The organism is Desulfofundulus sp. TPOSR (assembly GCF_011393055.1).
Classification (GTDB): domain Bacteria; phylum Bacillota; class Desulfotomaculia; order Desulfotomaculales; family Desulfovirgulaceae; genus Desulfofundulus; species Desulfofundulus kuznetsovii.
In genome coordinates, this window is record NZ_JAAOEF010000001.1 from 493,195 (window position 1) to 516,180 (window position 22,986).

Consider the following 22,986-nt stretch of genomic DNA (forward strand, 5'->3'; position numbering starts at 1 on the left):
GCTTCAAGAATAATAAATGTAAGTATATCATTTTTTTGTACGGGGAGGATTTTCATGGGCAAGAAAATTACCGTTACGGTCATCAAAGCGGACGTTGGAGGCTGTGTGGGACATTCAAGCGTCCACTCCGCCCTGATTGAAAAGGCCCAGGGCATGCTTAAGGGTAGTTCCCTCCTGATAGACTCATATGTAGCCCATGTAGGCGACGATATTAACCTGATTATGACCCACGAACTGGGCAGAAATAACGGTGAAATCCACCAGCTGGCCTGGGATACTTTTGTAGCCTGTACTGAAATAGCCAAGAAACTGAAACTTTACGGCGCGGGACAGGACCTGCTGGCTGACGCCTTTTCCGGCAACATCAAGGGCCTGGGCCCTGGAGTAGCGGAGATGGAGTTTGAAGAGCGCAAGAGCGAACCCATAATAATCTTTATGGCCGACAAGACCGAACCGGGAGCCTGGAACCTGCCCCTGTACAAAATTTTTGCCGATCCCTTTAACACCGCCGGGCTGGTCATCGATCCCAGCATGCACGACGGGTTCATTTTCGAGGTACGGGACCTGATTGAAAACACGCGGGTTAATTTCTCAGCCCCCGAGGAAATATACGATATGCTGGTATTCATTGGCGCTCCCGGCCGCTACTGCATCAAGCGCGTCTTCCACAAGAAAACGGGGGAAATTGCCGCCGTGTCCAGCACCCAGCGGTTAAATCTGATGGCCGGTCGCTACGTGGGCAAGGACGACCCGGTTTGCATCGTACGCTGCCAGAGCGGCATGCCGGCGGTGGGGGAGGTGCTGGAACCCTTCACGAAACCCCACCTGGTCAGCGGCTGGATGCGCGGCTCCCACAGCGGCCCGCTGATGCCGGTTAGCATGCAGCAGGCCACCCCATCCCGTTTTGACGGCCCGCCCCGGGTGGTCGCCCTTGGCTTCCAGTTAGCCGAAGGCAAGCTCATTGGTCCCCAGGACTTCTTTGCCGACCCGGCCTTTGATCAGGCCCGGCAAATGGCCAACGAAATTGCCAGCTACATGCGCAGTCTGGGACCCTTTGAACCCCACCGGCTGCACCTGGACGAAATGGAATACACCACCATGCCCCAGGTATTGAAAAAGTTAAAAGATCGTTTTGAAAAGCTCCGCTAAACCATTGAACCGGGTAGATAGAGGCTGCTAACCCCTGACCTCTGACCTCTCACCCACCGGACATGGAGGTCCGCATCCGGCAGTTCGCCAAGCTTGAAGGGTTGCCTCGTTAGACTAAGCAGGCCCTGAGCCCGCCTGTAGGCGGTGTTCAGGGCCCTGTTCATTCTTTTGTTTACTTCAATATCTTATCTTCATCAAGATCGGCGATGCCCGCCTCGCTGAAGCTGGCCATCTGGTTAATCACCCGGCAGGCCGCCTCCACCAGGTGCATGGCCAGGGCCGCACCGGTTCCTTCACCCAAACGCATATTCAGGTAAAGCATGGGTACCAACCCCAGGTGCTCCAGCATCAAACGATGGCCCTGCTCACCGGAGAGATGAGAAGCAATCATAAATTCCTTCACCCGGGGCTGCAGGGCAACCGCCACCATGGCAGCGGCAGTGGTAATAAAGCCGTCGATGACCACCGGCACCCGCCGGGCGGCCGCCCCCAGAATAACCCCGGCCAGGCCGCCAATCTCCAGCCCACCTACTTTGGCCAGCACGTCCAGAGCGTCTGCGGGATCGGGCCGGTTCACTTCCAGCGCCCTGGCTACCACATTTATCTTCTGGCGCAGAACCTGGTCGTTGACCAGGGTGCCCCGCCCGGTAACCGCCTCGGGGGCATAACCACCCAACACCGCGGCAATGGCACTGCTGGGAGTGGTGTTTCCGATGCCCATATCGCCAAGGCCAATCAAAGTGGCTCCCCGGTCGATCTCCCCCTGGACCACCTCGATACCCACTTCCACCGACCGTACCGCTTCCTCCCGGGTCATGGCCGGGCCGCGGGCAATGTTCCCCGCCCCGGGACGCACTTTCCGGTTCAGCACGCCGGGGTAATCTACCGGCACCGCTACCCCCACGTCCACCACTACCAGGCGGGCGCCGGCCAGCCGCCCCAGCACGCCGATACCGGCCACCCCCGTGAGGAAGGCTGGAATCTGCTGGTGGGTGATCTCCTGGGGCGCCACACTCACTCCCTCGGCCACCACCCCGTGGTCCCCGGCCATAATGATAATCACCCGGTCGCCAACCACGGGGCGGGGGTTGCCGGTAATACCAGCCAGTTGGACGGCCAGCTCTTCCAGCCGGCCCAGGCTGCCGGGTGGCTTGATCAGGCTGTCCAGCCGTTTTTGGGCTTCAGCCATGGGCTCGGGGTATAACGTTCCCACTTCGGCAATGGTCTTTTCCAGCAGCAAAACGATCAACCTCCCACGTATTAAAGTTTGGTTAAATTAAAAAAGTCCACAGCCCGATCAAGGCCGTGGACTTTACCATCATCCAGCGGTGAAAGAACCAGCAGGCAGGTCTCCTGGCTCCGGATCCTCACAACCAGCCGCCTTCCCAGCCAGCACTCACCAGTGATATGGTTAAACCATGTTGTTACATTTCCATTGCTAAAACAAGTGCCATTGCATGTATCAGCTCATCAGTGAGTGCCGTGCCAGTGGCTTATAACATTGGAGGTTGCTCCCCGATCACAGTGGCGGGACCGCTCAGGATTTTCACCTGATTCCCTATTCTCCCCCGGTTAAAAACGGGGGCACCTGCTGATGTTTAATATTTGCCTGTTTATGTAGTTGTTAGTTCTACGTGCCCGAATATTTTTCCTGCCATGAATCTGAAATTAAAATTTACCGGTATTACTTTACCGGGCGATCAAAATAAATGTTCTTGCCCGTAGCGGAAATGGGAATACCCACCACAATGGGACCCTGGAGCAAACCCATCTGGCGGGCCACCGTACCCACCCGGTACATGATCCGGTTGTCGGCGTTAAAGAGGCTGGCCGTTTTGACCGCCGATCCCAGGGCAATACCCACATCTAAAAGACGCCAAGCGCACAGAGGTCCAGGAAACTCCGGTCCTTCGTGGCTTTGTAAATCCTCACACCGGCTGTAACCGCAGGCCCCGCAATTTAAGCCTAAAGGCTTGTTTTCCGTCAGGGAAATGAGCAATACTGCATCGGAGCGGCGTACATTATCGGCATCGCGGTCGAAATTAACCTTGCCCCGCTCCCTTCCAAAGCGTTCCATTTCATCAGCCAGCCGGGAGAGCTCTTCTCCCGACAGCACCCGGGTACCCACATAATCCTGGCCCAACCCCTTGGGGGCGGTCCGGGCCGACAGGGCCATCAATTGAGCGACCATTAGCATAGGCTCGCGCAAACCCATCACCTTCCATGATTGTATTAATTTCCGGGGACAATATCCAGTTCTCCCTCTTTATTGAGACGGGCTTTAAAGGAGCCCATTTCCTGCGTAAGAACCAGGCGGCGCTGCCCCACCTGCACCACGGACCCCGGGAAGGCCCGCTTTACTCTGATTACGCCGGCCACCCCTACCCGGACCACCGGAGGTGCCCCCAGGGCGCTGCCCAGTTCCTCTACCTCGGCATTACCCTCACAAAAGATCTCCCCGCCCTTGAAAGAACCTTTAACCACCACATCCTGCCCGGCATTAATGGTGGTATTGACACACCCCCGCTGGGTCACATAAACGCTGCCGGAACTCTGGATGGTGGAACTCATGGCCGAAGGGACCACCACATCGGCCGGGTTTTCAGCAGTCTCCTGCAGCAGGGCAGCGGCAGATTCCACATCCTTGATTACATCGCCAAAACTTTTTACCGTCAGGGGATTCAGCCCAACCAGGCAGTTTAAGGAACGGCCGCATCTGGCCACTTCACCGGGCACCTCTGCCCTGATGGCGGCAATTTCCCGCAGGGTGTTTTTCACCAGGGAACGCAGGTTTTTGAATTTTGTATCCATCAGGGTCATAAGGACCCGCCCGAAGTCTACCCGGTCTATGTTTCCCTGGTGCCGCTTTAACTGCTCCAGGGCCTGCTTGAGAAGGTCCAGGTTGGATTGAATGTCCCGGAGCATGAAGGAAAGCTTTTTGGCCCCGGGAAAACCGCTGCCGGCTCGCAGTTTACTGCCGATCACCCCCCGGTGCACCTGCAACTTGCCTCCGCTGATCACCGTGGCCCGGGTCACCAGTCCGGTGATTTCTACACAGCCGGTAGCCTGAACTTCCATGGCCTCGCAGACATTGCCCAGAATTTTCAAGTCCCCTTTAAACCTGATGTTACCGCTTTTAATGCATACATCCCCTTTGTGAACCAGCAGGGGGTCAACATTAAAAACATAAGTGTTCCCGGCCTGTTTATACCAGGGCCGCCCGTTAACCAGGGCCACCACCCGGGTACCATTTTCCTTTAGTTCCACCCCTTTCCCCGCCCGCAGCTCCAACAGCCGTGGCGGCGGGGGAGGGAGATCCTCACCGGTCACGGCCCTGCCGGGCAATCCGGGCTGTGGGGGGTGCTTTACCGCCAGCAAGGCCCCGGATTCCACAGAGACAATGGTACTGGTTTCCCGGAAATCAACGCGCTTTCCCTCGTCCACAGCCCTTTCGAAAAGCGTTCCATCGTCAAAAAGCACCTCCAGCCGCTCATCCACACCCGGTTGCGGCGGCTCCCCTTCCGCCACCAGCAGCGGCTCTGATTGGGGGCTCGCGGCAAACGAGATTACCGCATCTTCTTTGATTCCGAAGACCACTCCTGCCGCCTGCAGCGCCTTATAAACCGATTCCGGATCCAGAACGGCAACTTCCCCCGGAGCAGAAACATAAGCTTTCATTTTATCCTCGCTAATGGCTACTTTCAGGTACTCATCGACCATTATTCCCTCCCCCCAATGCCGCTACACAACATAATTTATTTAATATATCTTTCGGAACGTCGTGATGAAAAATAAGGAGGGCAAGTAACTTTCCTTCATTCATTAAAAGTAAACTTCGCTTCTCTTCGAGGATTTCCTGCCAGACACACCGCTTAATTCCAAACGGCAATACAAACTGAGGAGTTGAGCAAATTTTTGTCCCCTGGGGCAGGAATTTTTTCTTCCCACTCGAAATAAATCAAGTTAAAGGCCTGTTCTTAAGGAAAGATGTACCACCCGGGAGAAATAAAAACACCCGGACTGGAACTGCTCCTGGTTTTCCTGCGCTTGCTTTATTTCGTCGGCGCCATGTTGCTGGTAGCCGGGATAGGCGTTATTCTCCAGGCACCCGCCGTAGTCACCGGCGTTGTGGCCGGTATTACCGCCTATATCCTGCTGTCAAGCGGCCTTTTTGAGGTGATCACCTATCGTTGTTCCCATTGTGGGAATGTCAAGCGCACCATAAAAGATTTCGGTTCCTACCGTTGCTCCAACTGCGGGCAAGAAAGTTACATCAAAGGCATGTAAAAAAAACAACGGTCCCCCGGCGGGGACCAAATTTATTTTAACCAACCTTTTGTATAACGGTGGGTTACTGGGAACGGAAACAACGGAAAAGACACGATAAACCGGTTTCAAGAAACCAGCGCCCGGTTCCAAACATCATCGAAATTATTTCCTATGGCCACCACAACACCATCCACGAAGGCCAGCCACTGGCCCTGGCACTGCACCAGAATAATCCCCTCGGCCGCCATACCCGCACCTCCTCCCGGATAAAAAATTTTAGGCCACCCCAACCGGGTGGCCTTGTCCTGTCAGCTAAACTAAACTTGGGACAAACCATCAGGTTGCAGGCGAGAAAAAGGCAATGACAAATAGGCCGCGCATTTGCATGCCCGACCGGGTCATGGTAGTCATGCCGTTGATCATGCTCGCCAGCAACATGTACAAAAGACCTCCTTATCCAGAATCAGTATAACACTAAATGTCCTTCCAGACAAGGGGTAATTAAGCTGATTCCGCCATATCCCGGGAAAACGATAAAATATCCGCACGATTGTCCGTAGCTCCCCCGGCAATGGGAAAATCTTCCTCCCCCGGCTTGCGTTGCTTTTCCGGCTGCGAAACGCATTAAAAAACAGCCCCGGTTAAACACTAAGGTTAATTGAAACCGCCGTATAACCACCAAGGAGGGGAAGAGGCGTGGAAACAGCCCCAATACCCGCCGGTCATTGCGAACCCGTCCCCCAGCCGGAGGAGGAAAAGGTCAGAATCTGGATCAACGACCGGCCGGTGGAAGTACCCAAGGGGATGAATTTGCTGGAGATCTGCCGCTCCGAAGGTATCGATATCCCCAGCCTTTGCTACCTGCCGGGTGTCCATGAAGCAGGCATATGCCGGGTCTGCCTGGTGGAAGTGGAAGCTAACGGCAGAAGGACTTTACAGGCTTCCTGCGTTTACCCGGCCAGCGAAGGCATTAAGGTATACACCCACAGCCCCCGGGCCAGGCGGACCCGGAAAAGGGTTGTCGAGCTGTTGCTCTCAGAACACGGAGGAGAATGCCCCACCTGTGTACGCAATCTCAACTGCGAGCTGCAACGTCTGGCCGACGAAATGGGTATCCGCAGGGTAAGGGTTACCGGAGAACGGCGCCGTTATCCCATAGCCAATAAAAATCCCTTTATCATCAGGGACTACAACAAATGTATCAGATGCCGCCGCTGCGAGGCGGTCTGCCGGGAGATACAGGGTGTTGGCGTCCTGGGCCCGCGCAACCGGGGTTTTGACCTGGTTATCGGCCCACCCTTCAATAAGGATTTGGGCGAGGTAGACTGTATTAGCTGCGGTCAGTGTGTAATGGTTTGCCCCACCGGCGCCCTCACCGAAAGGGAATATATTGATGAGGTGTGGCGGGCCATTGAGGACCCGGATAAATTTGTGGTGGTACAGGCCGCCCCGGCCATCCAGGTCACTCTGGGAGAAGCCTTTGGCCTGGGAGCGGGAACGGTAGTACGGGGTAAATTGGCCGCCGCCCTGCGGCGCCTGGGTTTCGACCGGGTCTTCACCACCGAACTGGCCGCAGACCTGACCATTGTGGAAGAAGCCCACGAACTGCTGGAGCGGCTGAAAGGGCACGGCAAACTGCCCCTGATCTCTTCCTGCAGCCCGGGATGGGTGAAATTCTGCGAACATTTCTATCCCGAATTTGTGGACAACCTGAGCACCTGTAAATCCCCCATGGAAATGTTTGGCGCCCTGGCCAAAACCTATTATGCGGAAAAAGAAGGCCTGGATCCCAAGAAAATGGTGGTCGTGGGGGTAATGCCCTGTACGGCTAAAAAATTTGAAGCCGCCCGGCCCGAACTGGTTACCCGGGGCTTAAGGGATGTGGATTACGTTTTGACCACCCGGGAATTGGCCCGGATGATCCGCCAGGCGGGTATCCGGTTTGATGAACTGGCAGACGAAGAATTCGACCAACCCCTGGGGTTGTCCACCGGAGCCGGCGTTATTTTTGCCGCCACCGGGGGAGTCATGGAAGCAGCTATACGCACCGCTTATGCCCTGGTGGAAGGCAGGGATTTGCCCACCCGGCTGGAATTCCGGGAATTCCGCGGCCTGCGTGGCATTAAGGAAGCACGGCTAAAACTAAAGAACCAGACCCTGCGCCTGGCCGTGGCCCATGGCACCAGGAACGCCCGCCGCCTGCTGGAGCGGATCAAGAGGGGAGAAAAATTTCATTTTATCGAGATCATGGCCTGCCCGGGAGGATGTGTGGGCGGAGGCGGCCAACCCATTTTGGGACGCCTGAACCGGCGGGAAGCAAACATGGTGGAGCGCCGTATGCAAAGGGCCCAGGCTTTGTATAAAATAGATTTAAACAAAAAGCTTCGCCGCGCCCACGAAAACCCGGCAGTACAGCAAATTTACCGGGAGTTTCTCGGTCACCCATTGAGCGAAAAAGCCAAAGAGATTCTGCACACCCGTTATACTCCCCGGGGAAGAACCAATCACCGCCTGTTGCATTAGAGAGTCATTAAACCTGACTTCCATAACACCCGGCTAAAATACCGGGATTTTTCGTTGTCAGGCGCAGGACGGACCGGTAAACTATAAATATCGGGTCCAGCGCCAATAAAAATTTTGCCGGAGGTAATTCCATGCGTCGCAAACTGCTACCCCTCCTCCCCGGCGCCGTCATTGGCAACGGCCGCATGCTGGCTACCATTAAAAATACCGGGGAGCTTTACCGTCTGTTCTGGCCGCACATTGACCAGGCACAGCATCTCGGCCAGTTTATCGTAGGTATCCGCCAAACCGCCCCCGCCCCGGAAGGGGTCTGGTGGCTGCATGAGTCCCCATGGCACGGCGAACAGCATTACCTGAACGAAACCCCCGTGGTTCTTACCTGCAGGCGCCGGGACGACGTAGGCCTCCTGGTGGAACAGGCCGACTTTATTCTGCCCGAAGAAGATGTACTTGCCCGCCAGTACCGGGTGACCAATCTGTCCGACCGGGCACGCACCTTGAATTTAGTGGTCTACTGCACCTTTCTCATTGACGAATCAGCTCTTTATGATACCATGTACCTCGAGTTAACCCACCAGACGCTAATCCAATTCCGTCGCAACATTTTTCTGGCCTTAAAGGCGCCGGGTTACCCCCTGGTGGGGTATCATACCGGCCGCCGCGATACCCCCGGCGATCCCCTGGCGGCGGCCAGCCGGGGTGAGTTTTACGGCGACTCTTCCACCCTGCGCGCCGGCGCGGGAGCCCTGGCCTGGGAAATGGGGGAGATTTTGCCCGGGGAAACCCGTGAATTGACCCTTTACCTGGCCGCCGCGTCCAGTGAAGCTGCCGTTCTTGAGCTGCTTTTCAGGGTTTCCGGTAAATCGGGTCAACAGTGGCGGGAAGAAACTGCCGGTTTTTGGGAACGCTGGCTGGAACACCAGTCCCTGGCAGAGGGTAAGGGGGAAGAAAACGGTGCCTTTCGCCGGTCCCTGATGGTTTTAAAACTCCTCACCAACCGGGAAACGGGCGGCAGCATTGCTGCCCCTGAATTTGATCCGTTTTATACCGGTTGCGGCGGATACGGCTATTGCTGGCCCCGGGACGGCATGTACACCGCCCTGGCCCTGGACGAAGCCGGCTATCACCGGGAGGCCCGGGATTTTTACCTTTTCGCCGCCCGGGTGCAGGACCCCGATGGAAGCTGGCAGCAGCGCTACTTTACCAATGGCTTTTGGGCCCCCACCTGGGGAAAACAAATCGACCAGGTAGGAGCGGTTTTATGGGGCTACCACCACCACTTCAAACTGACCCGGGACAGGGAATTTTTGCAAAAAATATGGCCTTCAACTTTTTTAGGTGCCGCTTACCTGGTGGAACACCTTTCCCCAAACGGGTTGCCCGAACCGGGACTGGATCTGTGGGAAGACAACTTTATCCAGAGTACCTACGCAGCGGCAGCAATCCATGGGGGACTGAGAGGCGCCGCGGCCCTGGCCGGAAGCATAGGCGCACCCGAAAAGGCAAAAAAATGGAGCGAGGCAGCGGAAACTGTACGGAAATCCATTCTCACCCACCTCTGGAATCCCGACCGGCAGTGCTTCCTGCGGGGGATCAACCGCCGGGTTAGCTGCTACGATTACCAGTGCGCCCTGGACCGGGGCGAACAAGCCTGGAAAGACAGGGAACCCTCGGGATTGTATGAAATTTACTGGGTGGAAAAGGACACCCGCGTTGACGCCGCCGTTCTGGGCCTGGTGTTCCCCTTTGGGGTCCTCGAACCCGAACATCCCTTAATGGATGAAACCATAAAAAGTATAGCCCGGGTACTGGGCAACAACCGGGTAGGGGGCATTCATCGCTATGAATGGGACGGTTACCGCGGCGGAAACCCCTGGATATTAACTACCCTCTGGTTGGGAATCATCCATGCCCTGCGGGGTGAGCAGGATACTGCCCGCGCCCTCTACCGCTGGGCACTGGATAATGCCAGCCCCACCGGTCTGTTGCCCGAACAAGTGGACAAAGAACGGGGCGGGCCGGCCTGGGTAATACCTCTGGGCTGGTCCCACGCCATGTTCATCCTCCTCCACCTCGCCCTGCAGGGAAAACTTTCGTTTGCGAAAGATAAAGTAGGCGACGCTTTCAGCGACACCAACAGGGGATGAAAGCGACTGCCGTTTTGCACGAAGCATTTTGGGGTGTTTTACAAAAGAGGTGAGCTATGTTGCGGGGAGAAATAGAGCAGTTAAGACACATCCCCCTTTTTGCCGGGCTTTCCGATGAGCAACTGGCGGAAATTGCCCGCTTAATCCTGGACAGAAAATACCGCAAAGGACACATTATTTTTATGGAGGGGGAGCCCGGGGAAGCGGTTTACCTTCTAAAATCCGGACGGGTCAAAATCTACAAACAGGATGAGGAAGGGCGGGAACATATCCTGCACTATATCAACCCGGGCGAGGTTTTTGCCGAAGTGGTGCTCTTTGATGGCGGGGAATACCCGGCCTGCGCCGAAGTGGTGGAAGATGCCCACGTGGGGCTGATCCGCAACCGGGACATGGACGCCCTTATCTTAAAAAACCCTTCCATCGCCCTGGCCCTGCTGAAGATTATGGCCCGGCGTTTAAGGATATCCCAGCGGCAAATCATGGAGCTGGCCTTGAAGGATACCACCCGCCGCCTGACCAGCGTGCTCCTGGAACTGGCCCGGGAACACGGTGAACCGGAAGGAAACGGTATCCGCATAACCATGCCCCTGACCAACCAGGAACTGGCCAATCTGGTAGGCACCTCCCGGGAAACAGCCAATCGCATTCTAGGTGAACTTCGCCGGGACAAGGCCGTTGCCGTAACCCGCCAGGGCATTGTGGTATTTAAGGAACGTTTAAAAAGCTGGCTTTAATTTGACCAAGAAAAAAAACCACAGCCGGAGAAAGCTGTGGTTTTCATTCCCCAACTACTCATCTTGTTAATGCTGCTTGAGTCTTTCCAGCTCCTCCAGCAGCCTGTCGTTTAACACCCGAATGTAGGTGCCCTTCATACCCAGGGACTTGGATTCAATCACCCCGGCGCTTTCAAACTTACGCAGGGCGTTGACAATTACCGATCTGGTGATGCCTACCCGGTCGGCAATTTTGCTGGCCACCAGCAGCCCCTCGTCCCCATCCAGTTCCTCGAAAATATGCTGCACGGCATCCAGCTCGGAGTAGGACAGGGTGCCCAGGGCGATCTGCACCGCAGCCCGCTTGCGGGCCTCTTCTTCCATGCGGTCGGCCCGGGCCCTCAGGATTTCCATTCCTACTACGGTGGCCCCGTACTCGGCCAGGATTAAGTCCTCGTCAGTAAAGTTGCTGCCAAACCTCGCCAGGATAAGGGTTCCCAGGCGGGAACCGGCTCCCACGATGGGAACTACCGTGGTTACCTTGTTGTTGAACTTACAGCGCTGGTTGTGATTGAACACGCATGCATTTACAGTCTGGCAAAAGTTGGCCTGTGTTTCGTTAATACGCAACAGGTATTCATTATATTCTTCGGGGAAACCCTCGGGGGACTCCACCATTTCACGCATGATCTCACAGCTGAAACCTTTCATAAAGGCATAACCCAGAGCCTTACCCCGCCGGTCGATAATGTAAACACTGCAACCTATATTTTCACTTAAGGTAGCAGCCATCTCTTTATAATCTACCGGATAACCGGCGGATTTTTGCAGCAGTTTGTTCAATGCACGGGTTTTTTCCAGAAGATTGCGCATGCCTGCACTCCTTTCTTATAAGATGTAGCGACTCAAGTCTTCGTTCTTTACTATGTCGCCTAGTTTTTGCTGGACGTAATCCCGGTCGATGGTAATTGTTTGTCCCTGCAATTCCGGTGCATCAAAGGACAGATCTTCCAGCAGCTTTTCCATAATAGTATGCAACCGCCGGGCACCTATGTTTTCGGTTTGCTCATTTACAGTATAAGCGATTTTTGCGATTTCGACAAGAGAATCTTGTGAAAATTTCACGTTGACACCCTCAGTAGCTAAAAGGGCGGTATACTGTTTAATTAAGGCGTTTTCCGGCTCGGTCAGAATTTGCAGAAAATCCTCTTCTGAAAGGCTCGATAACTCGACGCGAATGGGGAAACGCCCCTGCAGTTCGGGAATGAGATCCGAAGGTTTGGCCATATGAAACGCCCCGGCAGCAATAAAAAGGATGTGGTCGGTTTTCACCGGCCCGTACTTGGTCATCACCGTTGAACCTTCTACAATGGGCAGAATGTCCCGTTGCACCCCGCCCCGGGAAACGTCGGGTCCGGCCCCCCCTTCCCGGCTGGCAATTTTGTCGATCTCGTCCAGGAAGATAATCCCGTGCTCCTCCGCCCGGCGCACGGCATCAGTAGTCACTTCGTCCATATCGATCAGCTTTTGTGCCTCCTGCTGGGTGAGTATTTTCCGGGCCTCGGCCACCGTTACCTTGCGTTTACGCTTCTTTTTGGGGAAAATGCCCCCCAGCACGTCCTGGATATTGATGCCCAATTCTTCCACCCCGGAACCGGTGAACACCTCCAGGGTAGGTACGGTTGTATCTTCCACTTCGATTTCCAGGTATTCGTTTTCCAGCTCGCCCCGGGCCAGCTTCTGGCGCAGGGTCTCCCGTTCGAACTGCACCCGCTTGATCCGGCTTTCCTGCATGGAATCGGTTTCCCCACCTTGCCGGGTCACGCCGCCAAAGGCGCTTCCTAAAATGGCCTCGAGGGGATTGCGGGGTGTTTCCTGGCGGGGCAGGGGGGCGAGCAGCTCGATGATCCGCTCTTCAGCCATTTTACTCGCCTTGTCCATGACCTTCTCCATCTTTTCCTGGCGCACCATGCGGATCGATGTCTCCACGAGATCCCGGACCATGCTCTCCACATCCCGGCCCACATAACCCACTTCCGTAAACTTGGTGGCCTCCACCTTGATAAAGGGGGCCTTCACCAGTTTGGCCAGGCGGCGGGCAATTTCCGTTTTACCCACTCCCGTAGGGCCAATCATCAGGATGTTCTTGGGCACCACCTCGTCCCGCAGTTCCTCGGGCAGGCGGCTGCGGCGGTAGCGGTTGCGCAGGGCAATGGCCACCGCCCTTTTGGCCTCTTTTTGCCCGATCACGTATTTATCCAGCTCGGCTACGATCTGGCGTGGGGTAAGGTTTTCCATCCCTGCTCTCTCCTTAAAATAAAAATTATAGCTCCTCCACGGTGATATTGTCGTTGGTGTAAACGCAAATACCCGCGGCAATCAACAGGGCTTCCCGGGCGATTTCCCCGGCGGAAAGATCCGTATGTTTGGCCAGGGCCCGGGCGGCGGCCAGGGCGTAGGGACCTCCCGAACCAATGGCTGCAATCCCGTCATCCGGCTCAATAACCTCCCCGCCCCCGGAAAGGACGAGCAGATGCCGCCGGTCGGCTACCACCAGCAGGGCTTCCAGGCGGCGCAAGAACTTATCCATGCGCCATTCCTTGGCCAATTCCACGGCAGCCCGCTGGAGCTGGCCGGAATAGGCTTCCAGCTTTCCTTCAAACTTCTCAAATAAGGTGAAGGCGTCGGCTACGGAACCGGCAAAACCGGCAATGACACGATCATTGTGCAGGCGGCGAATCTTCTTCGCCTGGTGCTTCAATATAGTATGCTGGCCGAAAGTCACCTGGCCATCCCCGGCCATGGCCACCCGGCCATCCTTATGAACCGCTACAATAGTTGTGGCATGAAACATATATACCTTCCCTTCATCATCAGGCATCAACACATTATTGTATACTTCCCGGTTCCAAAATGCAACTTCAGGCCCTGGGGTGGGCACGGCGGTAAACTTCCTTTAATCGTTCCCTGGTGACATGGGTATAAATCTGGGTGGTAGACAGGCGCACGTGTCCGAGCAATTCCTGCACGGCCCGTAAATCGGCCCCGTTGTCCAGCAAATGGGTGGCAAAGGAATGGCGCAACACGTGGGGGCTCACCTTCCGCTCCAGGCATATCTGGTGGACATATTTATCGATTATTTTCCTTACCCCTCGTACCGAAAGCCTTTTACCACGGTAATTGAGAAAGAGGGCTTCCCCGGAGCGTGCGGTTGCCAGTGCCGACCGGCCGGCCAAAAGATACTTTTCCAGGGCCCGTACTGCAAACGCACCAACAGGCAGCAGACGTTCCCGGGCACCCTTACCGGCCACCCGTATGGTGGCACGGGTCAGATCTACGTCATCCAGGTTTAAGGCTACCAGCTCCCCCACCCGCATGCCGCCGGCGTAAAGGGTCTCCAGCAGTGCCCGGTCCCGCCGGCCCAGGGGAGTGTCGTCCGGGGGCGCCTCAACCAGGGCCCGGCACTCATCGGCAAAGAGAAACCGGGGCAACTTCCGTTCAATTTTCGGGGAAGAAAGGTGGCCGGCAGGGTTGGCGGTTAACACTTCTTCACGGGTTAGATAACGGAAAAAAGAACGCCAGGTGGCCAGTTTCCGGGCGATGGTGGCCCGGGAAAACCCCTGGGACTGCAGGTGAGCCAAAAAAGACCGCAGCAATTGGCGATTGATGTCTCCGGGCAAAACCAGGTGGTCGGGTTTTCCCAGAGCCCGGGCGAAAAAATCCAGGCCCTGGAAGAGATCCCGCTGGTAGCTATCCAGCGTATGGGGAGAGGCGTTCTTTTCCAGCTGAAGGTAGTAGATAAAGTTGTCTATGTACGGGTACAAACGGTTCACTCTCCCTTTTTATATACCCACTTCCTTTTTCCACCCTTCCAGAGTTTCCAGCGCCCGCTGGGCCAGGGCCAGGTTGCGCCTGCGCCGGTCCCTGATGTTTTCGTCCAGGGGAGGGAATAAACCGAAGTTAACATTCATGGGTTGAAAATGCTTCGGATCCGCGCTGGTAATATAATGGGCCAGGGAACCGTGGGCCGTCTCTGGAGGAAAAACCACGGGCCGCTGGCCCCGGTAAAGCCGGGCGGCATTGACACCGGCCATCAACCCGGAAGCGGCCGACTCCACGTAGCCCTCCACCCCGGTCATCTGCCCGGCCAGGAAAAGTCCGGCCCGCTTTTTGCACTCAAAGGTAGGGTAAAGCAGGATTGGCGAATTGACATAGGTGTTGCGGTGCATCACGCCGAACCGGACGAATTCCGCCTCTTCCAGCCCCGGGATCATGCGGAAAACCCGTTTTTGTTCGTCCCACTTGAGGTGGGTTTGAAACCCCACCAGGTTATAAAGGGTACCGGCGGCGTTGTCCTGGCGCAGCTGGACTACCGCGTAGGGCTGACGGCCCGTGCGGGGGTCAATTAAACCAACGGGCTTCAAAGGCCCGTAGCGCATGGCATCCTTTCCCCGCCGGGCCAGGACCTCAATGGGCAAACAGCCTTCAAAATTAATTTCCTTTTCAAACTCCTTGCGGGGCGCCCTTTCGGCGGTGGCCAGGGCTTCTTGAAAACGTTCGTATTCTTCCTTAGTCATGGGGCAGTTGATGTATTCCCCTTCCCCTTTGCCGTAACGGGAGGAACAAAAGACCTTGTCGAAATTAATGGACTCCCGCGTGACAATGGGCGCCACCGCATCGTAAAAATAAAGATACTCTACGCCGGTTAAATTCCGCAAAGACCTGGACATAGCCTCAGAGGTTAGTGGCCCGGTGGCCAGAACCACTATGCCTTCCCGGGGGATGTCAGCAGCTTCTTCCCGGCAAATCTCAACCAGGGGGTGGTTTTCCAGGATCTCCGTAACTGCCCGGGCAAAACCTTCCCGGTCCACGGCCAGGGCACCCCCGGCCGGCACCCTATGTTTACTGGCACAGGCCATGATCAGGGAGTCCAGCCGGCGCATTTCCTCTTTTAACAAGCCTACGGCATTTTCCAGGGCTATAGCCCTTAAGGAATTACTGCATACCAGCTCGGCAAAGAAGCCAGTGTGATGGGCCGGGGTAAACTTATGCGGGCGCATCTCGTAGAGCTTAACGGGTATGTTCCGCCGGGCCAGCTGCCAGGCCGCTTCCGCGCCGGCCAGCCCGGCACCTATAACCGTTACTGCCTCGACCATTAACTTCTTCCTCCAGTTCCGCGAGTTGCAGTGCGGCCTGATTTTGCCCCCATCAAGGGCAGCAAAGCATCGTTATGCCAGGAGTCAAATGAAGGCTTTTCTTCCACCAGTTTACTCCCGGCGGCCACATCCCGGGCGGCCTCACCGTTGGAACCGGCCTTTTTTTCCCTGTCAACCCGGTACCGGCACTGCTCATTGATACATTCCAGTTCCTCCTGTTCACCCCGCCCCTTTTTAATTACCAGGATGCCGCCGCAGCGGGGGCATTTTTCGCCGGACGGCTCATCCCAAACCACAAAATCGCAATCGGGGTAGCGGCTGCAACCGTAAAACTTGCGGCCCTTTTTACTGCGCCGCACCACCAGTTCCCCCTTACACTGGGGGCAGGGCACCCCGGTAGGCTCCAGCAGGGGCCGGGTGTTCCGGCACTCGGGAAAGCCGGGACAGGCCAGAAACTTCCCGTAGCGGCCCATTTTGACCACCATATTGCGGCCGCACTGTTCGCAGATTTCCTCGCTGACTTCATCGGACACGGTCACCTGACCGATTTCTTCTTCCGCCCGGGCAAGAGTTTCCTGGAAGGGACCGTAAAAGTCCTGGATCACCCGCACCCAATCCATTTCCCCTTCCTCTATGCGGTCCAGGCTTTCCTCCATTTGAGCGGTAAACTCCACATCAATAATATCGGGAAAATGCTTTTTCAATAGATCTACCACTACCATCCCCAGCTCGGTGGGAACAAGCTGTTTTTTCTCCCGCACCACATATCCCCGCTTGATAATTGTTTCCAGAATGGGGGCATAGGTACTGGGGCGGCCGATTCCTTTTTCCTCTAGCGCCTTTACCAGGGTGGCATCGGTATAGCGGGGGGGCGGCTGGGTGAAATGCTGTTTCGGCGTAAGGGATTTGACCTCCAGGGCCTCCCCCTCGGAAAGGGCGGGCAGAACCCCTTCCTCCTCTTTAGTTTCGTCATCCCGGGATTCCACATAAACCCGGGTAAACCCGGGGAATTTGACCACTGACCCGGCAGCTCTGAAAGTATAGCGGCCCCCGGTAATATCAATGCTGGTGGTTTCAATAATGGCCGGGCTCATCTGGCTGGCCACAAAACGAGACCAGATTAATTTATAGAGCTTGTACTGATCCGGCGTAAGGTACTGCTTAATGGCCTCGGGTTCCCGTTCCACCGCGGTGGGCCGGATGGCTTCGTGGGCATCCTGCGCCCTTCCCCTGGCCGCCACCTGCCGGGGTTTTTCCGGAACATACCCGGGGCCGAATTTTTCCTGAACGTAAGCCCGGGCGTCCATTTGGGCCTGCACGGCCACCCGGGTGGAGTCGGTACGTATATAGGTAACCAGACCTACGGGGCCCTCCTTACCCAGTTCCAGCCCCTCGTACAATTGTTGGGCCACCATCATGGTTTTGCGGGCCGTGAAATTGAGCTTGCGGTAAGCCTCCTGCTGCAGGCTGCTGGTGGTAAAGGGCGGGGCCGGCTGGCGGGTTTTTTCCCTGCGGGTAATTTTAACGACCCGGTAGGAGACCCCCTTCAGCTCCTTTAAGATCTCCTCGATTTGCGCCTGGTTTTTTATTTCTGCCTTTTTATCCCCAATCTTGTACAGTTTGGCCTCAAAAGGATCCTTTCCCCGGCGGGTAAATACGGCCGTCAAGGTCCAGTATTCTTCGGGGACAAAGGCGTTAATCTCCTCTTCCCGGTCGCAGATCAACCGCACCGCCACCGACTGTACCCGGCCGGCTGAAAGACCTTTTTTGACCTTGCGCCACAACAGGGGGCTCAGTTTATAACCTACCAGCCTGTCGAGTATCCGGCGGGCCTGCTGGGCATTTACCCGGTTGTAGTCAATGGGCCGGGGTGCCTTCACGGCATTTTGCACGGCCTGCTTCGTAATTTCATTAAACTCAATGCGACAAGGCGCATTCTCGTCAATTTCCAGTACGTTGGCCAGATGCCAGGCAATGGCCTCCCCTTCCCGGTCGGGGTCGGAAGCCAGCAACACCCGGTCGGCCTTTTTGACCGCGGTTCTAAGCTCTTTGATGATTTCTCCCTTGCCCCTTATGGTGATGTACTTGGGTGTAAAACCGTGCTCCACGTCCACCCCGAACTGGCTTTTGGGCAGGTCCCGCACATGCCCCATAGAAGCTTTGATGGTATATTTTTTACCCAATAACTTGCCGATGCTTTTTGCTTTGGCAGGCGATTCCACAATAACCAGCGTTTTGGACAAAGAAGGCCACCTTCTTTTTTTTCCGGTTTAACCATTATATTAACCGCACGAATCTTTTTTAAAAATGTATGAAGACCCCGAGACTTTAGAACCAGGTGGGTTTTTCACGCCGGGCGTAGAGCCGGCCGGGAAACTGCCTGACCAGGCCCTTGACTTCCAGAAACATCAGGGCGGACAACACCTGTTGCGCGGCCAGTCCCGTATTTTCAATAATTATATCCACCGGCACGGGGTCACCAGACAGCATCCCGTAAACCGTTTCCTCTTCAGCAGTAAGTCTGGGCATTACCGGGGACTGAAGATGTTTCCCCGGGAAAAGGCAGGTAATACCCAGTTCCTCCAGGACATCGGCCACGCTTTCCACCAGCCGGGCACCCTGCTTGATTAACTGGTTGGGGCCGCGGCTTTGCGGGCTGGTTACGGGACCGGGCACGGCCATGACATCCCGCCCCTGGTCCAGGGCCAGGTCGGCCGTAATGAGGGCGCCGCTTTTTTCCGCGGCTTCCACCACCACCGTGGCCCGGGATAAACCGCTGATGATCCGGTTGCGCACCGGAAAGTGCCACGCCTCGGGGGGAGAACCGGGGGGAAACTCGCTGATCACCGCCCCGGCTTCGATAATGTCTTCCATTAACCGCTTGTTTTCCCGGGGGTAAACCACATCCACACCGCAGCCCAGCACGGCCATCGTCCGTCCCCCGGCCGCCAGGGCCCCCCGGTGGGCAGCGCTGTCAATCCCCCGGGCCATGCCGCTCACCACGGTTACCCCCGCCCGGGCCAGTTCCCCGCCCAATTTCTCGGCCACAGCCACACCGTAGGGGGTGGGCCGGCGGGAACCTACAACGGCCACTGCCTGCCCCCCGGGCGGGGGCAGAGTACCCCGGACAAAAAGACCGGGCGGGGGGTCAAAAATGACCCGCAGCAGCTGGGGATAGTCCTTATCCTCAAAGGTGATATAGGTTATATTTTGTTCCCGCAACCGGGCCAGCTCTTCCTGAAGATCCAGTTCAGAGCGGCGGCGTACCAGGCTTGCCGCCGCCCGTGGCTCAAAACCGCCCCTGGTGACCAGAGCTTCCCCGGAGGCCATCCAGGCTGCCCCGGGGGAACCAAACCTTTCCACTAGGTTCCAGATGCGCTTGGCACTACCGGGCAGGAGATACTGCCAGCCCATCCAGTAGATTTTCTCATCCACCATGCTCACCTCGGGTTGAAAAGGCATTCGGGAAAGAAAGGGAAAACTCCTGCCCCAATGGGAAAATTTGTACCACCAATGAATATATACTAGAGAAACTGACCGGGGTAGTAAAAAGATACCACGGCATACAGAGGGATGGCAAGATGGGCATCTTCTGAGTTATCCCCGCTTTTCAACTACCCTGTTTTGGCTCCCGCTCGCTCCGGTGAGCCTCGCGGGCCAAACTAGTGCTCGGCTCAAAGCTCCGGCAGGCTTCCCGGCAAATTCGGCATCCTGCCTCAGTTGCCGGCCTCGGGCATCCATGCCCTCGGGCCTGCCTTCGCTTTTCGCCTCGCCAAGTTTGGCCGGCCGCTCGGCTCAAGTCGCTCGCTACCGAGCCAAAACAGGGGCTAAAAAAACTGGGGATACTTCAGGGGCATCTTTTTTATAAGCCTATTGTAGATCAACTGGGGGGCGCATTAAATGCAGGTATAGCTGCCTGGTAGGCAAAGGGGACCTGCCCGCACAAAAGAGCCGGGGGACCAAAAGAACCCCCCGGCAGCACAAACCGGGAAAGAGGGAAGCTATATCTTAACCTTCCGTCCCCAACGTTAATCCATGGGGCCCGGCCAGTATCTCCAGAATGCCGTCCAGCCTTTGTTCCTGCACCAGGAGGTCTCTGAAAAGATCCCCGGTTTCCTTCAGGCGCTCAAAAATAGTGTTTATGTTGAAGTCCACCGGGTTTACGTTCAGGGACTGAACCTCATCCCAGGTTAGAGGGGTTGAAACCAGGGCTCCGGGCAAAGGACGCAGGCTGTAGGGAAAAGCCATGGTTTTACCGCGCCCGTTCTGTAAATAGTCCAGGTAAACTTTCCCCTTTCTTTTGGGCACTGTGCGTTCCAGGGTGGTCCGGGCGGGATAGGCCCGGTTGACCAGTTGGGCGATATACTCCATGGCCCGGGCGACATCCCGGAATGGATATGCCGGCTGGATGGGGATGAACAGGTGCAAACCCCTGGCCCCGGATGTTTTGGCGAAAGCCTGGAGGCCAAACTCCGCCAGGGCCTGACGCACCAAAAGGGCAACCTGCAGGATGTCCCTGAAAGTGGTGCCTTGAGCCGGATCCAGGTCCATTACGGCAATATTGGGATACTCTATATTGTCCCGTGTAGACAGCCAGGCGTGCACTTCAATGCTGGCAACAGATGTTGGCGAAGGGGGCACGTGCTACTTCCGCCCCTTTTCAACGGCCACCGCCGCCGCAGCGGGCGCGAAAGCGGCATACACGGTAACCTGGAAGTCCCCGCCGCCCCCGCTCACCGTCACCTGGCGAACCAGCGTCCTGACCAAGGCACGTTTCTGGTCAAAGCTGAGGGTGTCCAGCATTCCCAGGTACTCCTTAGCGCGGCGGCACACGTCCTTTATCCTGGATTCGTCCGCTGCCGAACGGAGCAGTGCCGCTTCTATTTCGCGCCTGCGCGCTTCCAACCGGCGTTCCCGCTCCCTGAGTTCGTTCAGCAGTTTTGTCGAATCGCTGTCCAGGTCGGCCAGGCCGGACGCCAGCGCCCGGAGAATGTTGCTCCTGCCCTTCCGGACTTCGGACAGGCGTTTCTCTATCCGCTCCAGGTCGGCCCGCAGGTTTTCCGGTTCCATGCCGTTTTTAAGCTCGGCGGCCAGGGCTTCGGGGTCGTTCAGCCAGGAAACCACCAGGTCCCACACGGCGGCCTCAACTCCGTCCGCACGCAGCAGTTTCCTGGGCCTGCACCCCTGCTTGTGCGGGTCGGTGTAATCCCGGCAGCAGGTATAGTAGCGGTCCTTTTTGCCCGACTTCCGCCTGTGGCAGATCCCGTGCATGGGGTTGCCGCAGTCGGTGCAGGTAATTATACCCGACAGCAGGTAGTTTTCCTTCGACCAGCCGGAGTATTTGCGCCGGGCTTCGGCCAGCTTTTCCTGCGCCCGCTCCCATGTGGCGGCGTCCACCAGGGGCGGTACGGGGACAAGTACCCACTCGGAAGTCTTCCTGTCCTCCACTTTCCTCCTGGTGCCGCCGCTTTTTTCCCACCTGGCGCGGTTGTAAGCCAGCTCCCCTTTGTAGGCGGGGTTGCTCAATAACCTTTTGACCGCCGAACGGTGCCAGAAAGAACAGCCTTTTGGGGAGGGTATACCCATGTCTGCCAGCCGCTCGGCTACGGCACCGGGACCGATGTCCTCCGTTGTGAACCACCGGTATATCTGCCGCACTACTTCGGCCTCGGCGGGGTCCTCCACCAGCTTCCCGTTTTCCTGACGGTAGCCGTACGGCTCTTGATATGTCGGCAGGCCGCCCATCCTGGCCTTCTGGAGCTTGCACCGCACCATCCTCTCCCGGATTTTCTCCCGCTCGTACTCGGAAAAAGCCCCCCTGATGGAAGAAAAAAGCCTGCCTTCCGGGGTGTTCTTCCATTCGTGGTCCAGGAACTCCAGCCTGACACCGGCCTTTTCAAACTCCTCCGTAAGCAGGAGCTGGTGTGCCAGCTTGCGGGAGAGGCGGTCCAGGTCGCGGACAATCAGGACGTCAAGACGGCCCTCCCTGGCCCACTCGCGCAGCCTGGTAAGCCCCGGCCTGTCCAGGGCGGCCCCTGACTGTCCGGGGTCGGAAAATACGTGCACTTCAGCCCGTTCCCCGGCAATTTCCAGCGCCCTTTTCCTTCCGGCCTCTTCCTGTTCCGCTATGCTGTAGCCGTGCCGTGCCTGTTCGTCCGTACTCACCCGGACGTAAATGCCTACCCTCAAGCCTGTTTCGCCCCGCTTTCAGGTTCTTTCTCCACGGTTTCTTTCAGGAAGGAGGCCAGCAGCGCGTAGGCACTCTGCAGTGCGGTCTCTCCCGCTGCAAAGTCATACACTACCTGCACCTTCAATTCCTCCTTTTTCGGCTTCTTGGCAGTTTTTTGAGCCAACGCTATCTCCCCCTTTTAAATTTCGCCTTTTAAGCGGTCTTATCCTGCCCCAGATAAAACAGAAAAAGACATGGCTGGCTCCCAAAATAAAAAAAGCCGGGCGTTTACAGCCCGGTCCCAATCAGCCGGAATGTGTCCCCCGGGGAACACTTTCCGGCAAACCCTGTTTCCCTGCCAGTATCTGGTTACCGACCTGCAAAATTTTGCAACTCGGGCATTTACAGCCCGGTTTCAGCAAAAATAAGTCCCGGAAATTTCTCCGGGACCCGCTGTTTACTCCACCCTCCCCAGGACCACCGTTCCCCACCGCCCGCAGTCGGCAAGCTCCCCGCCGCACCAGGGGCACCTGGTCGGAGGAGCGGCAGTCAGCCACATATCCACCCAAATGGACCTGTCGCATTCCTGGCACCGGTATTCACTGCACTCAGCCGCCTTCCGCTTCGGCATGTCGAAATTCCGGACCAGCCCGGCCACGAAAGCGTTCATGCTCTTGCCTTCCTGCCCGGCCAGCTCCTTCAGCCGCCGGTATTCCCGCTCTTCCAGGTACAGCATTACTTTCCTGTCCCGCATACTCCAAAGCCACCCCTGCACTAGTATATCACACTAGTATTATACCGGGGTGCGAACGGCGGGGCAAACTGCCGGTGTCAGCAGGTGTGAAAAAGTGTCATCC

Annotated in this window: 20 protein-coding genes and 1 riboswitch; of the genes, 5 read left to right on the forward strand and 15 right to left on the reverse strand. The window is 56.7% G+C overall.

Annotation, left to right across the window (positions count from 1 at the left end):
- The first annotated feature begins 54 nt into the window (after nt 1-54).
- A complete protein-coding gene (gene fbp, locus G7K71_RS02545; protein WP_013822113.1) occupies nt 55-1,149 on the forward strand; it encodes a fructose-1,6-bisphosphate aldolase/phosphatase in 1,095 nt (364 codons plus the stop codon).
- Between the two features lie 172 nt (nt 1,150-1,321).
- Here fbp and cobT read toward each other — a convergent pair whose 3' ends face one another.
- The 3 genes from cobT to G7K71_RS02560 all read right to left on the reverse strand — a co-directional run bounded on the left by cobT (nt 1,322) and on the right by G7K71_RS02560 (nt 4,869).
- Entirely contained in the window at nt 1,322-2,389 is a 1,068-nt protein-coding gene (gene cobT, locus G7K71_RS02550; RefSeq protein WP_166343225.1) for a nicotinate-nucleotide--dimethylbenzimidazole phosphoribosyltransferase, read from the reverse strand.
- An 85-nt stretch (nt 2,390-2,474) separates the two neighbouring features.
- Nucleotides 2,475-2,756, reverse strand: a riboswitch (cobalamin riboswitch).
- 77 nt (nt 2,757-2,833) lie between these two features.
- Entirely contained in the window at nt 2,834-3,364 is a 531-nt protein-coding gene (locus G7K71_RS02555) for a ferredoxin domain-containing protein (RefSeq protein WP_166343227.1), read from the reverse strand.
- A gap of 17 nt (nt 3,365-3,381) precedes the next feature.
- Nucleotides 3,382-4,869, reverse strand: a complete 1,488-nt coding sequence (locus G7K71_RS02560) for a DUF342 domain-containing protein (RefSeq protein WP_013822110.1) — start codon at nt 4,867-4,869, stop codon at nt 3,382-3,384.
- Nucleotides 4,870-5,136: 267 nt separating this feature from the next.
- Between G7K71_RS02560 and G7K71_RS02565 the strand changes: the two genes are divergently transcribed.
- Nucleotides 5,137-5,436: a transposase gene (locus G7K71_RS02565; protein WP_166343229.1), complete on the forward strand. Its 300-nt coding sequence runs from the start codon at nt 5,137-5,139 to the stop codon at nt 5,434-5,436.
- Between the two features lie 107 nt (nt 5,437-5,543).
- On the opposite strand, the gene G7K71_RS19740 is transcribed toward G7K71_RS02565, so the two are convergent.
- Nucleotides 5,544-5,666: a hypothetical protein gene (locus G7K71_RS19740; protein ID WP_013822108.1), complete on the reverse strand. Its 123-nt coding sequence runs from the start codon at nt 5,664-5,666 to the stop codon at nt 5,544-5,546.
- A gap of 448 nt (nt 5,667-6,114) precedes the next feature.
- Between G7K71_RS19740 and G7K71_RS02570 the strand changes: the two genes are divergently transcribed.
- The 3 genes from G7K71_RS02570 (at nt 6,115) to G7K71_RS02580 (ending at nt 10,825) form a co-directional block, all read left to right on the forward strand.
- Nucleotides 6,115-7,941 carry an NADH-dependent [FeFe] hydrogenase, group A6 gene (locus G7K71_RS02570; protein ID WP_166343231.1) on the forward strand — a complete coding sequence of 609 codons (1,827 nt, stop codon included), beginning with the start codon at nt 6,115-6,117 and terminating at the stop codon, nt 7,939-7,941.
- A 131-nt stretch (nt 7,942-8,072) separates the two neighbouring features.
- Complete coding sequence (locus G7K71_RS02575) at nt 8,073-10,088, forward strand: glycoside hydrolase family 15 protein (protein ID WP_166343233.1); 2,016 nt, start codon at nt 8,073-8,075, stop codon at nt 10,086-10,088.
- Between the two features lie 56 nt (nt 10,089-10,144).
- Nucleotides 10,145-10,825 (forward strand): Crp/Fnr family transcriptional regulator, encoded by a 681-nt coding sequence (locus G7K71_RS02580; protein WP_207712596.1) that lies wholly within the window; start codon nt 10,145-10,147, stop codon nt 10,823-10,825.
- A 66-nt stretch (nt 10,826-10,891) separates the two neighbouring features.
- Here the strand turns inward: G7K71_RS02580 and codY are convergent, their stop codons facing one another.
- From codY to G7K71_RS02635, 11 genes are all read right to left on the reverse strand, one after another.
- A complete protein-coding gene (gene codY / locus G7K71_RS02585) occupies nt 10,892-11,677 on the reverse strand; it encodes a GTP-sensing pleiotropic transcriptional regulator CodY (RefSeq protein ID WP_013822102.1) in 786 nt (261 codons plus the stop codon).
- Between the two features lie 15 nt (nt 11,678-11,692).
- Complete coding sequence (gene hslU / locus G7K71_RS02590) at nt 11,693-13,102, reverse strand: ATP-dependent protease ATPase subunit HslU (RefSeq protein WP_013822101.1); 1,410 nt, start codon at nt 13,100-13,102, stop codon at nt 11,693-11,695.
- A 25-nt stretch (nt 13,103-13,127) separates the two neighbouring features.
- Complete coding sequence (gene hslV / locus G7K71_RS02595; protein ID WP_166343235.1) at nt 13,128-13,658, reverse strand: ATP-dependent protease subunit HslV; 531 nt, start codon at nt 13,656-13,658, stop codon at nt 13,128-13,130.
- 67 nt (nt 13,659-13,725) lie between these two features.
- Nucleotides 13,726-14,628 (reverse strand): tyrosine recombinase XerC, encoded by a 903-nt coding sequence (gene xerC / locus G7K71_RS02600; protein ID WP_166343237.1) that lies wholly within the window; start codon nt 14,626-14,628, stop codon nt 13,726-13,728.
- Nucleotides 14,629-14,646: 18 nt separating this feature from the next.
- Nucleotides 14,647-15,960 (reverse strand): FADH(2)-oxidizing methylenetetrahydrofolate--tRNA-(uracil(54)-C(5))-methyltransferase TrmFO, encoded by a 1,314-nt coding sequence (gene trmFO, locus G7K71_RS02605; protein WP_166343239.1) that lies wholly within the window; start codon nt 15,958-15,960, stop codon nt 14,647-14,649.
- Nucleotides 15,960-18,203 carry a type I DNA topoisomerase gene (gene topA / locus G7K71_RS02610; RefSeq protein WP_166343241.1) on the reverse strand — a complete coding sequence of 748 codons (2,244 nt, stop codon included), beginning with the start codon at nt 18,201-18,203 and terminating at the stop codon, nt 15,960-15,962. Before topA ends, trmFO begins: the two co-directional genes overlap by 1 nt.
- An 85-nt stretch (nt 18,204-18,288) precedes the next feature.
- Nucleotides 18,289-19,398, reverse strand: a complete 1,110-nt coding sequence (gene dprA / locus G7K71_RS02615) for a DNA-processing protein DprA (RefSeq protein ID WP_166343243.1) — start codon at nt 19,396-19,398, stop codon at nt 18,289-18,291.
- 570 nt (nt 19,399-19,968) lie between these two features.
- Nucleotides 19,969-20,601 (reverse strand): DNA polymerase domain-containing protein, encoded by a 633-nt coding sequence (locus tag G7K71_RS02620; RefSeq protein ID WP_207712597.1) that lies wholly within the window; start codon nt 20,599-20,601, stop codon nt 19,969-19,971.
- A gap of 3 nt (nt 20,602-20,604) precedes the next feature.
- Nucleotides 20,605-22,149, reverse strand: a complete 1,545-nt coding sequence (locus tag G7K71_RS02625) for a recombinase family protein (protein WP_166343245.1) — start codon at nt 22,147-22,149, stop codon at nt 20,605-20,607.
- Nucleotides 22,146-22,313 (reverse strand): hypothetical protein, encoded by a 168-nt coding sequence (locus tag G7K71_RS02630; protein WP_166343247.1) that lies wholly within the window; start codon nt 22,311-22,313, stop codon nt 22,146-22,148. Before G7K71_RS02630 ends, G7K71_RS02625 begins: the two co-directional genes overlap by 4 nt.
- 273 nt (nt 22,314-22,586) lie before the next feature.
- Nucleotides 22,587-22,883 (reverse strand): hypothetical protein, encoded by a 297-nt coding sequence (locus G7K71_RS02635; RefSeq protein WP_166343249.1) that lies wholly within the window; start codon nt 22,881-22,883, stop codon nt 22,587-22,589.
- Between the last annotated feature and the right edge of the window lie 103 nt (nt 22,884-22,986).